Raw genomic sequence first — 11,494 nt, forward strand, 5'->3', positions numbered from 1 at the left:
CGAGGCCGTGAGGACTGCCTACAGTACAGTCTCCGCGTCGGGTTTCCGCGGAAAAGGGACCGGCCCGGGAGCGTCGGGCCCCGGGTCGGCTTGCGTCCCGTCGTCGGGTTCTTCCAACATTCTGCCCGCCTGGTCCATGACGGCGGGGGCGACATACATGGCCGCCCCTGCCTTGATTGCCAGGGCAATGGAATCGCTGGGACGGGCGTCGATGAGTGTCTCGGACCCGTCTTCTAGGCCCACCCTGATGAAGGCCTTGAAGGTTCCCTGGTCGAAAGAATCGACGGTTATACTGACAATCTGTCCGCCCAGCCTGCTTACGGTATCGAGGAGGAGTTCGTGAGTCATGGGCCGCGGAGGTGTCACGGACTGCATGAAACGGGTGATGGCCAGCGCCTCGAACTGGCCGATTGTGATGGGCAGGCAGCGCTCCCGGTCGTCTGTGACGAGGAACACCACGGCGGCGCCCGACTCGGGAATCATGACCAGGTCACCCACGAAGACGGCGAGGCCCGTTCCCGTACCCCGCCGGTGTTCGGCGTCGCCACTGATTGCAGACGATGTTCCGACGTTCCCGCCGGAAACCGGAGAGCCGTCGGCCGCGAAGCCGGCACCCCTGTGGGGCACGACACAATAGAGCAGGGCCGCCGCCATGACGGCCGTGGCGGTGACAAGGACGGTGACGCCGATGCGGCGTTTGACAGGTATCATGATTGTTCCTCCTCAGTTCCCGCCGCCGGAGCATCGCGGGAGGTCAACGTCCGTAAGGCGCCGTGCTTCATCGACGAGCATGATCGGTATATCATTGCGTATCTCGTAGAGCAGCATACAGGCATAACAGACAAGTCCATCCCCCTGCTCCGTGAGGACAAGATCGCCTTTGCAGGCCGGGCACGCAAGAATGGAAAGCAGTTCCCTGTTTATTGCCATGGTTGTGTCTCCTTTCGTGACAATTGCTGTTTCACCGCCTCGAATACCTCTTCAACGTCGATATCCATCATGCAGTCCCGGCCGGTACAGTGTTTCAGGAAACAGGGACTGCAGGAAATATTCGAGCGGATGATAACGTGACCCGTCCCGAAGGGCCCCGTTCTGGCAGGGTCCGTGGGCCCGAAAAGCGCCACTGTCGGTGTTCCCACCGCCGCCGCGATGTGCATGGGTCCGGAATCGGTGGTCACCACCAGGGCGGCCCGGCTGTAGAGGCAGGCAAGTTCCCTGAGGGAGGTCTGCCCTTCAAGAGTAATGGAATCGGCATTCATGGCGCCCCTGATTCGGCAAATGAGGCCACTCCCGGGAGCGCCCGTGAAGACAACGGGGAGCTTCAGCTCCTCAACGATCCGGTCACCGAGTCGGGCAAAACGATCATTGTCCCAGAGCTTGGTTTCCCAGAAAGCAACGGGGCTCAAGGCAATGAACGGGGCTCCGTTTCCGATCCCGTGCTGCTCGAGAAGACCGGCAATCCAGTTGTGCCCGGGCTCGTCCAGGGCCAGGGAAAACCGGGGCTCACGGGGCTTGGCGCCAATATGCTCAATAAAATCAAGATACCTGAGAACGGCGTGTTTTTCCATATCCTCGGGGATCGTTTCATTGTAAAAAAACCTGCTCAACTCCTGCATGCTCCGGTAGCCGAGTTTGCGATCGGCCCGGGACCATCCGATGATGACGGCGCTCTTGAAAAGCCCGTGGAAATCGATGGCGAGATCGTAGTGTCGGTCCCGCAGGACCGAAAGAAACGAGCGGATCTCGCCGATCGTTTCCCGCCTGTTCCGCCCGCGGATGAGGCTGTTCACCCAGCGTTTCCGGAAAGAAACAAGGACCCGGTCACAGTCGGGGTGGTTGTGCAGCAGGTCGGCTGCGCCCTCTTCGACAACCCAGGTGATGTGGGCGGCCGGGTAGGCCTCTCGCAGTGCCGATAGCGACGGCAGGGTGTGAACGACGTCTCCGACGGCGCTCAATTTAACGATAAGAATGTTCACGACTCCGATCCTTCAAGATCCATGAGACCGCATCGAGTATGTCCCGGGCGTTGTAGGCAGGCTCCGGGCCGTCACCCCGCAGATCCTCCGAATCAGACTGCCGCGCCCCGTATCCCGTTCGCACGAGGATTCCCGTGACTCCCGCCCTGCGTGCCGCCGACACGTCCCGAAACGTGTCGCCGATCATGTAGGACCGGCCCAGGTCGATGTGAAGTTCCCGGGCGGCCCTGAGGATCATTCCGGGATTGGGTTTGCGGCAGTCACAGTCCAGGACGTAGGGAACCCGCCCCTCCGCCGGATGGTGGGGACAGTAATAGAACCGGTCGATCCGGGCGCCCGAGTCGGCGAGCATCTGTTGCAGGCGCCGGTGGACCTTCTCAAGGAAGGCTTCGTCGAAGATCCCCCGGGCGACACCCGACTGGTTGGTGACGACAACAGCCATCATGCCGGCCTCATTGACCATCCTGATGGCCCGTGCTGCGGTGGGATACAGGACGAGCTGGTCAAGCCTCGAAAGATAGCCTACTTCCTCGTTTATGGTTCCATCGCGGTCAAAAAATACGGCCTCTTTGTTCACCGGGTTTTCACTCCTTCCGCTCTTCCAGAAGCCGCGCCGCCAAGGTGTAAACGTCATCAACGGTTATACCGTCCATGCAGGCGAAATCGCCGGGGCATGTTTTTTTGAGGCAGGGGCTGCAGTGCGCCTTCCGGTAGAGGACATGGCTGCGGGCTCCCAGAGGAGATGTGGCCCGGGGATTTGTGGACCCGAAAATGGCGATGAGGGGCACACCCAGCCCGCCGGCCAGGTGCATGAGGCCGGAATCGTTCGCAACAACGAGATCGCACCGGCTCATGAGGGCCGCCGCTTCCGCGAGGGTCGTACTCCCCGCCAGGTCAAGGGGGGTATGTTTCATGTGCGTCGCCACGGCGCCCGTGTGGACGGTATCGTCGCTGCCGCCGAAAAGCAGGACCCGCGCCGAATGATGATCTGCGAGCCGGTCCGCGACCTCGGCAAATCGCTCGGCATACCATATCTTGGCGGGACCGTAGGATGCCCCCGGCGCAATGCCCACCACGGGGTGATTCCGGCCGATACCTTCGTTTCTGAACAGTTCATCGGCACGCCGAAGACTGTCCCCGTCGGGCCGAATCGCCATCTCGTCGGGATCGGAGCGGAACCCCAGTGACCGCACCATCTCGAGGTAATAGTGCGTCTGGTGGAGGGTATCGATATACTTCTTTTTTCTAACCGGGTGTGTCAGAAGAAGCCCGCGCCCGTCGGTGGTGTATCCCGCCCGCAGGGGTATGCGGGCCAGGGCGGCGATAATGGCCGCTTCGATGGCGTTCTGAAAGAGCAGCGCGGCGTCGAAATGACGGACCCGGAGCTCCCGGGCGAGACGGAACTTTCCCGCGATTCCGTCGTGAACGCCCGGACTGCGGAACAGGATCACCTCGTTTACCCCGGGGAAAAGTCGATACAGGTCCGCCACCCATGGTTTTGCCAGTACCGCGATCCGTGTTTCGGGACAGCTGTTTCTCACCGCCGACAGAGCGGGCAGACTCATGATGACATCGCCGATCCAGTTGGTTCCCCGAATCAGGAGATGTTCGACTTTCGGAAGGTTCCTGCTCTGAAACACCTGCTGTTATCCACCTTTCTTCTCCATCTTCAGGCTGTCCCGGCCGGTGAGAGAACCTCCACCGTCGAGCGCCGGGAATGTGTCAGGATTCGATCTTCCGGCGCAGCAGGCTCATCAGTTCGTCAGGCGACGGGTCCAGGCGCATCTCGATGCGAAGAAGTTTCAGTTGTCTGTAGAAGCCTGGATGGCGCCGCAGCCTCACTCCGTCTTTTTCGGTGGTGACGATGCTTCGGCCGGATGAGGCGGCCATGATGGTTTCCACATCTTTTTCATTGTATGCGTGATGGTCCGGAAAGGCAAGAAAAGGCTCTACACGACCACACCAGGGGGCCAGGGTGGCGCGAAACCGTTCCGGTTCGGCTATTCCCGCGAAAGCGGCCACCGATTCCCCCCGCAGGGAATGGAGGGGCAGGCTGATTCCGTCGGCACAGTCGAGCAGGTCCTTCGCATGGCGTCCGGCCCGGAAGAGCGGGGTATAGGGGCCCGCCCGCTCCCCGATTTCCTCAGGGATCCCCCGGGGCGGCCCGTCCACCACGACCACCATATGAGCCCGTCGGATCGACGACAGGGGCTCACGAAGGAGGCCTCCGGGGAAGACGCGCCCGTTGCCGAAGGGTCGGATGCCGTCGACGAGAACGATATCCACGTCCCGGTACAGCGAACGGTGTTGAAATGCGTCATCCAGGATGAGGATGTCGCTGTCGAAACGCTCGAGGACGGCCCGACCGGCGATGAAACGGCGCCGGCCGGTAGCAACCGGCACGCCCTCCAGCGACCGGGCGATGAGGACGGGCTCGTCGCCCGCCTCTCCGGCGGTCGAGAGTAGGTTCACGCCGTCGGACACGATCGTGGCCGAAGCTCTGCTTGTACCCCCGTACCCCCGGCTGATGACGGCCGGACGGTATCCCCTCTCTTTTAAAAGGCCCGCCAGCATGATCACGGTCGGTGTTTTCCCCGTGCCGCCCAGGGTGAGATTGCCCACGCTCACCACGCTCACCGGGAGCCGGTCGATTCGGGCATACCCGCTGTCATAGAGGCGGTTCCGGGCCCTGATCAGGGATTCATACCCGATGGACAGGGGGAAGGAAACGAACGGCAACGCCCTGTTTCCCGCCTGCAGTCTTTTTCTCCCGTAGTCGGTTATCCGCCGCGCCATAGTGTCGGTGTCTCCGATCCGTCAGCCCGTTGCCCGCTGGGTGCCGTTGTTTTCGAACTGCATCGTAAACAGCCGGTGGTACTCTCCCCGCTTCGCTATGAGACCGTCATGAGTACCTTGCTCCACGATGGCTCCATCATAGAGGACGACGATACGGTCGGCGTTTCGAATCGTCGACAGCCGGTGGGCGATGATCAAGGTCGTTCGCCCCTTCATAAGCGTTTCCAGGGCTTCCTGGACCTCCTTTTCCGAATCTGTGTCGAGGGAGGACGTGGCTTCGTCAAGTATGAGGATGGGGGCATTTTTCAGCAACGAGCGGGCTATGGAGATTCTCTGCCGTTCCCCGCCTGACAGCCTGACTCCCTGCTCGCCGATGACCGTATCATAGCCCCGGGGCAGTTTCATGATAAACTCGTGGGCCTTGGCCGCCTGCGCCGCCCTGATGACATCATCATCGCTCCTGTCTATGTCGCCGTAGGCGATATTGTCGCGGACCGTATCATTAAAGAGGATGACCTGCTGGGTAACGATGGCGATCTGGTCCCGGAGAGAGCGGATCGTACTATCCCGGATATCGACTCCGTCGATGAGAATCGCCCCTTCCGTGACGTCGTAGAACCGGGGAATCAAGTTGACCAGGGTTGTTTTCCCCACGCCGCTCATGCCCACGAAGGCGACAACCTCACCGGCCCTGATGGTGAGGTCGATCCGCTTGAGTACCGGATCATCGCCGTAGCTGAAGGTTACATCGCGCAGTTCGATGGACCGCTTCATGGGCGCGAGCATCTGCGCCCCCTCGCGGTCCTGAATCTCGGGAGCGCTGTCCATGAGGCCGAAAACCCTCTGGGCGGCAGCGATTCCCTGCTGGATGGTATTATTGACGTTGGTGAGACGCTTGATGGGCTCGTAGAGGAGTATGAGGGCCGTCATGAAGGAAAAGAAGGTTCCCGGAGTTGAACGGCCCTGGATGACCTCGTAGCCCCCGTAGAGAACGATGGCAGCCACGCCGAGATGGCCGAGAAACTCCATAAGCGGGCTGGAGAGGGCACGGATGGAAACCGATTTCATGAACAGCCGGAAAAGGTTTTCATTTTCCCGGGCGAACCGCCGGCCTTCGTAGTCTTCCATGCCGAAGGCCTTGACGATGCGGGTCCCGGCGATGGTTTCCTGCAGGAGACTGGACAGAGTTCCCATGGTCACCTGGCTGTCGGTCGCCACGCGCCGCATTTTCTCGCCGAACATGACGATGGGATAGACGGCCAGGGGAAAGACAAAAATCGCTATCAGGGCCAGTTTCCAGTTCATGTAAAAGATGACGAAGGTGAGGGCCACCAGCATCAGGGAGTCCTTGAGAAGACTGGTTACCGCCTCGGATACGGCCATCTGGATGAAGGTTACATCGTTGGTGATCCGGGACATGAGAGTCCCCGTGGGGTTCCGGTAAAAGAACGACAGGGACTGGCACTGTATGTGGTTGTAAAGATCGCTCCGCAGATCCGTCACAACCCGCTGCCCGATAAAGCTCATGAGGACGATCTGCCCGTAATTGCAGGCACCTTTGACGAAAGCGACAACGAGAATGGCCAGTGCTATGACGGCCAGCTTCGAGGCGTCCCTGTTGACGAAAATATCGTCGATCACGGGTTTCACCAGGTAGGCCAGGGCGGCCGTAGCGGCGCTGAGGCCGGCCATGCAGAGCAGGGCAATGACGAACTTGCCCAGGTGGGGACGGACCAGCCTGAGAAGACGGGTATAGAGTATCACGGGGCGCTCCTGTTCCGGAACGGGAGGATCTCCGGGCCCGCCGCTTGTGCCCCGCCGGGGCTTCTGATCCCCCGCTCCATAAGGTCAAGTGCCAGGGCGGCGGTCTTTACCGCGGCCCCGGGTTCGCCCAGCATGGATTTTAACGCTTCCAGGTCACGGGAAACCTGTTCTCTCCGTCCCTCGCCGGTGAGAATGTCCAGGAGCCCCCGGGCTATCTTCCCGGGTTCGGCGTCCGCCTGGATGTATTCGGGGACTACCTCCCGGCCGGCGATGATGTTGACCAGTCCGATATGATCCACGGCGATGAACATTTTACCCAGGAGGTAGGACAGCGGGGACACCCTGTAGACGATAACCATGGGAACCCCGAGAAGAGCCGCCTCCAGGGTGGATGTGCCCGATGTGACGATGGCCGCGTTGGACACTCCCAAGGCTTCGTAGAAACGTCCCTTTACAACCGTTACATCCAGGGGAATGTCCCGGCGGATCGCGTCGATTGTCTCCAGGGGAATTCCCTCGGCCAGGGGAAGCACGAACTGTGCGTCGGGTATGCTGCTGTCGAGAATCTGTGCCGCCTCGAGAATGCAGGGGAGCAGGGACGTGACTTCCCGTTCGCGGCTGCCCGGAAGCAGCCCGATGATGGTTCCCTCCGGCCGGAGTCCCAGGCGATCCAGTGCTTCGTTGCGGGAACAGGTCATGAGAACACGATCCATGAGGGGGTGCCCCACAAAACGGGCATCCAGGCTGGTGGAGCGATAGATTTCTTCCTCGAAGGGCAGAATAACGGCCATGCGGTCCACGTATTGTTCCAGGAAGTGAATTCTTTTTTTCCGCCAGGCCCACACCTGGGGGCTGATGTAGTAAAAGACGGGAATGCCCAGGTTGTGCGCGAACCTGGCAAGGGGCATGTTGAAATCGGGGAAATCAATGAGGATGAGAAGAGAGGGGCGTTTTGTCCGCAGAAGACGTTTTATCTTCCGGCGGGCCCCGAGAATGACTCCCAGCTTCGGGAATACTTCCGTCAATCCCACCACGGCAAGTTCATTGGCGTGGTGTACCAGGGTCACGCCCTCCTTTTCCATCCTGTCGCCGCCTATTCCACAAACTCGCAGTGCCGGATCGACGGCCTTCATCTCCCGGACGAGCATCGATCCGTGGAGGTCCCCCGAGGCCTCGCCGGCAATAATGACAACGTCCTTGTTCGGTGCGGCAAAAGAATTGTTATAAGCTTCCATCGGTGATCACTGCCGTCCTGTACAGGGAGGTTCCATGATGTTCATGCCGGCACCCCGCTTCCGTCTTCCATTACTTCAGCCACCCGAAGCGCCAGTTCGAGGGAGTTTCTTCCTTCCCTCCCCGACACCCGGGGAGGAGTCCGGGCAATGACGGACTGAACGAAATGCCGTATTTCAGCCTCCAGGGGATCGTGTTGCCCGATCTCTACGTCCCGCATGCTGATTTCCACGCCCCCCTGACCGTCGGGGTGTTTCTTGAGTGAAACGAGTTCGCGCTTGGCGTAATCCACTGAATGATACCCTTCAAACCCGAAAAACCGTATTTTCTGCAATTTTTTCCCCGTTACCCTGCTCGCGGTAATATTCGCCACACAGCCATTTTCAAAGGACAGCCTCACGTTCGCTATATCCACTTTATCGGACAGAACCGACACCCCGACGGCATCGACGGACCGTATCGGAGACGCGACAAAAGCGAGCACCAGATCGAGATCATGAATCATGAGGTCCAGTATGACATCTACATCGGTACCCCGGCTGTAAAAGGGATGCAGCCGATGGGCCTCGATAAAGACCGGTCGTTCTATGATCTTCTCGAGAGCGATGACAGCCGGGTTGAATCGTTCTATGAACCCCACCTGCAGGATGCGGTCTCCCTGTTCGGCCGCCTCGAGCAGGTCGTCGGCCTCTTCGAGGGTCAGGGTCATGGGTTTTTCCAGAAGTACATCGACGCCGGCGGCCAGAAAATCCCGGGCGATGGCGTGGTGTGTCACCGTCGGGGTCGCAATGCTGACGGCGTCCACCTTTCCGATGAGGCGGCGATAGTCCGTGAAGCCTTCGCACCGGTAACGCCCGGCCGCCTGTTCCGTCCGGTCTTGCTGTATGTCGGAGACCCCCGCGATGACGCAGTCTTCAATCATCTCGTATTTCTGGAGATGGTAGGTCCCCAGGTGTCCGATTCCAACGACACCTACCTTAAGCATACCCATGGCGCATGTCACCTTTCACAGCCATCATCGACAGAGAGCCTTGAAAACTATAGCGGCAGGAAAGCCTGAACGATAACCACAGTAAAGAACGATTTCCCGTCGTGATGCTCCTCGAAACGGCACAATGCAGTGGTCTCAGGCACTGTCTAACGGCATACTCCCCGTTGAGACTTTTCAAGAAACTCGATGAGGTGGTTCACTTCAGGAATCGCCTCCAGCTCATTTCTCACCCTCCCGATGGCGTCTTTCAACAGAAGCGAGGAACGGAAGAGTATCCGGTAGGCTTCTTTCAGAGTTTTTACCGTTTCCGGAGCAAAGCCCTTCCGCTCCAGACCGATCAGGTTGAGGCCGTAAAGCCTGGCCCGGTTTCCTGAAACGATCACATAGGGAGGAACATCGCCGGCAACAGCCGAAGCGCCTCCGACCATGGCGTAGCTCCCGATGGAACAGAACTGGTGTATACCGGTCATGCCGCCGATGGTGACATGATCTCCGATGGTGACATGGCCGGCCAGGTTGGCCGCGTTGGCCATGACGACATTGTTCCCCAGGCTGCAGTTGTGGGCCACGTGGCAGTACGCCATGATCAGGTTGTTGTCGCCCATGATGGTCATACCGATGTCGGCGGCCGTGCCCCGGTGAATCGTAACACACTCCCGTATGGTATTGTTGTTGCCGATGATCACCTTGCACCGTTCTCCCCTGAATTTGAGGTCTTGCGGGTCCGCCCCCACGGAGGCGAACTGGAAGATGGAACAGCCGCTGCCGATCTCCGTGGGTCCCTCAATAACAACGTGGGGAGCGATTCGGGTATTCTCCCCGATCGACACGTCGGGTCCCACGACGCTGTAGGGACCTATTTCAACCCCCTCGGCGATGGCCGCCCGGGGGGAAATGATTGCGGAAGGGTGAATTTTCATTGAGTACCTGCCTCATTGTCGTTCATGCTCTGCAGAACCTGTTCGATCTGCTCAATTCTTGCGGCCAGATCCAGGAGCCGCTTTCTCATCTCCGGCAGCTGCGGAAGGGTGGCCTGCGTCCTCAACCATAGCCGGTGAGGCATCTGGCTGAACCCGGACATAACCGTTCCGGGGGGAACATTCTTGTGAATGCCGGTTTTGGCGGCCACCATGGCCCCGTCTCCCACCGTGATATGGCCCACAAGGCCGGCCTGTCCTCCCAGGAGGACTCCTCTCCCTATCCTGGTGCTGCCCGATATACCCACCTGGGCAACGACCACTGAACGCTCGCCGATCACAACGTTGTGGGCAATCTGCACCAGGTTGTCTATTTTGACACCCTCCTTGATCCAGGTGACCCCCAGGGTTCCACGATCGATGGTCGTGTTGGCGCCGATCTCGCAATCGTCGTCAATCCTGACGATCCCCACCTGGGGAACCTTGACGTTCCCGGTCCCGGGGCCGGCAAAACCGAATCCGTCGCTTCCCACCACGACACCGGCGTGCAGCACTACCCGCTTCCCTATGATACATCTGCGGTAGATGGTGACGTTGGGATACAGAACCGAGTCCTCACCGATGACCGCGCCGTCCCCCACGACAACACCCGGGTAGAGTGTCACACCACGATCCAGGCGGGCTGAGGATCCCACGCAGGACCCGGGGCAGATGGTCACGTTCTCGGCAATGGAAGCGTCCGGGGCGATGAAGGCACCTTCGCTGATCCCGGCGGGGGGGGCTTCATCCGGGTAGAGCAGGGTCAGGACCCGGGCCAGAGAAACGTAAGGGTCATCGACAACCACCAGGGGCTTCGGGGCAGCGGTGATATCCCGCGGAACCAGAATGGCCGACGCGCCGGTTGTTGCGATGTCAGCCCGGTACCTGGGGTTTGCCACGAAGGTGAGATCCCCTTCCGATGCCTCTTCGATGCCCGAAACGGCCCGGATCTCAACGTCTCCGTCACCGATGACGAATCCTCCGAGAAATGATGCTATGTCACTGAGTTTCTTGTGCATACAATGATTCTTTTCCGAACGGGCCCGTCCATAAGGGATGTCCGCGTATCAAAGATTTGTAGATGATGGGGAAGCAGTAACACAACGAGGCGTCCCCGTCTCAACAAGACGGTGGCGCCCCTGGTGTGACGGGTTCAGGATCCGAACCCCCGTCATCGATAGCCTGTCGTCCCGTTCAGCGGGCAACCTTGTTGAGGGCTTCAATAACCTTGCCGGTAATATCCTTTGCCTCGGAGGTAAAGAGCAGGCCCCCGGTTCCCACGTCAAATATCGCGGTATAATTCTCTTTTTTGCCGATTTCATTTATGATCTTCTGGATTCCGGGAATCAGGAGCTGCGTCATCTGCTGCTCTCGCATCCTCATTTCTTCATTGGCGTCATCCACGAAACGCTTGTAATCGCGGAGCCGCTTCTGGAAATCAAGGTCCTTTTCCCGATAGGCTGATTCCGTCAGCACAGACCGCTGCTGTTCGAGTTCTTCCTGGGTTTTCTGCAATTCCCTCTCCTGCGCCTGGATCTGACCCTGCTTTTTCTCCACGAGTTTTCTGAATTCCAGGGCAGAACTCTTACCCGCTTCCGATTCCATGAAAATTCTCTGGATATCAACAAAAGCGATCTTTTCGGCCGCCACTGCGGTTGCGCCGGTCAGAACGAAGGCCGCCGCTATGCACATACAGACTACCAGGTTTCTCATCGTTGTATTCCTCTCCTTGAAGCGAAATAGTTATTTTCCAGCCATTGTCAGCCCCCGGCCCTGCG

At 59.5% G+C, this 11,494-nt stretch carries 12 protein-coding genes; all 12 read right to left on the reverse strand.

The window, feature by feature from the left end; all coding sequences use genetic code 11:
• Positions 1–18: 18 nt before the first annotated feature.
• The 12 genes from M0Q23_03490 to M0Q23_03545 all read right to left on the reverse strand — a co-directional run bounded on the left by M0Q23_03490 (position 19) and on the right by M0Q23_03545 (position 11,429).
• Positions 19–711 (reverse strand): bifunctional nuclease family protein, encoded by a 693-nt coding sequence (locus tag M0Q23_03490; GenBank protein ID MCK9527709.1) that lies wholly within the window; start codon positions 709–711, stop codon positions 19–21.
• Positions 712–723: 12 nt separating this feature from the next.
• Positions 724–930, reverse strand: a complete 207-nt coding sequence (locus M0Q23_03495) for a Trm112 family protein (GenBank protein MCK9527710.1) — start codon at positions 928–930, stop codon at positions 724–726.
• Entirely contained in the window at positions 921–1,976 is a 1,056-nt protein-coding gene (locus tag M0Q23_03500) for a glycosyltransferase family 9 protein (protein MCK9527711.1), read from the reverse strand. Before M0Q23_03500 ends, M0Q23_03495 begins: the two co-directional genes overlap by 10 nt.
• On the reverse strand, positions 1,957–2,553 hold the full coding sequence (gmhB, locus tag M0Q23_03505; protein ID MCK9527712.1) for a D-glycero-beta-D-manno-heptose 1,7-bisphosphate 7-phosphatase: 597 nt from the start codon (positions 2,551–2,553) through the stop codon (positions 1,957–1,959). Before gmhB ends, M0Q23_03500 begins: the two co-directional genes overlap by 20 nt.
• Positions 2,554–2,560: 7 nt before the next feature.
• Positions 2,561–3,616 carry a lipopolysaccharide heptosyltransferase II gene (gene waaF, locus M0Q23_03510; protein ID MCK9527713.1) on the reverse strand — a complete coding sequence of 352 codons (1,056 nt, stop codon included), beginning with the start codon at positions 3,614–3,616 and terminating at the stop codon, positions 2,561–2,563.
• A gap of 82 nt (positions 3,617–3,698) precedes the next feature.
• A complete protein-coding gene (gene lpxK, locus M0Q23_03515; protein ID MCK9527714.1) occupies positions 3,699–4,772 on the reverse strand; it encodes a tetraacyldisaccharide 4'-kinase in 1,074 nt (357 codons plus the stop codon).
• 21 nt (positions 4,773–4,793) lie between these two features.
• Positions 4,794–6,536: a lipid A export permease/ATP-binding protein MsbA gene (gene msbA, locus M0Q23_03520; GenBank protein ID MCK9527715.1), complete on the reverse strand. Its 1,743-nt coding sequence runs from the start codon at positions 6,534–6,536 to the stop codon at positions 4,794–4,796.
• Positions 6,533–7,771 (reverse strand): lipid-A-disaccharide synthase, encoded by a 1,239-nt coding sequence (gene lpxB / locus M0Q23_03525; protein MCK9527716.1) that lies wholly within the window; start codon positions 7,769–7,771, stop codon positions 6,533–6,535. Before lpxB ends, msbA begins: the two co-directional genes overlap by 4 nt.
• Positions 7,772–7,812: 41 nt before the next feature.
• On the reverse strand, positions 7,813–8,760 hold the full coding sequence (locus M0Q23_03530) for a Gfo/Idh/MocA family oxidoreductase (protein MCK9527717.1): 948 nt from the start codon (positions 8,758–8,760) through the stop codon (positions 7,813–7,815).
• 146 nt (positions 8,761–8,906) lie between these two features.
• Positions 8,907–9,680: an acyl-ACP--UDP-N-acetylglucosamine O-acyltransferase gene (gene lpxA / locus M0Q23_03535; protein ID MCK9527718.1), complete on the reverse strand. Its 774-nt coding sequence runs from the start codon at positions 9,678–9,680 to the stop codon at positions 8,907–8,909.
• Positions 9,677–10,735 carry a UDP-3-O-(3-hydroxymyristoyl)glucosamine N-acyltransferase gene (lpxD, locus tag M0Q23_03540; GenBank protein ID MCK9527719.1) on the reverse strand — a complete coding sequence of 353 codons (1,059 nt, stop codon included), beginning with the start codon at positions 10,733–10,735 and terminating at the stop codon, positions 9,677–9,679. Before lpxD ends, lpxA begins: the two co-directional genes overlap by 4 nt.
• A 175-nt stretch (positions 10,736–10,910) precedes the next feature.
• Entirely contained in the window at positions 10,911–11,429 is a 519-nt protein-coding gene (locus M0Q23_03545) for an OmpH family outer membrane protein (GenBank protein ID MCK9527720.1), read from the reverse strand.
• Positions 11,430–11,494 lie beyond the last annotated feature (65 nt).

The organism is Syntrophales bacterium (assembly GCA_023228425.1).
GTDB lineage: Bacteria > Desulfobacterota > Syntrophia > Syntrophales > UBA2210 > MLS-D.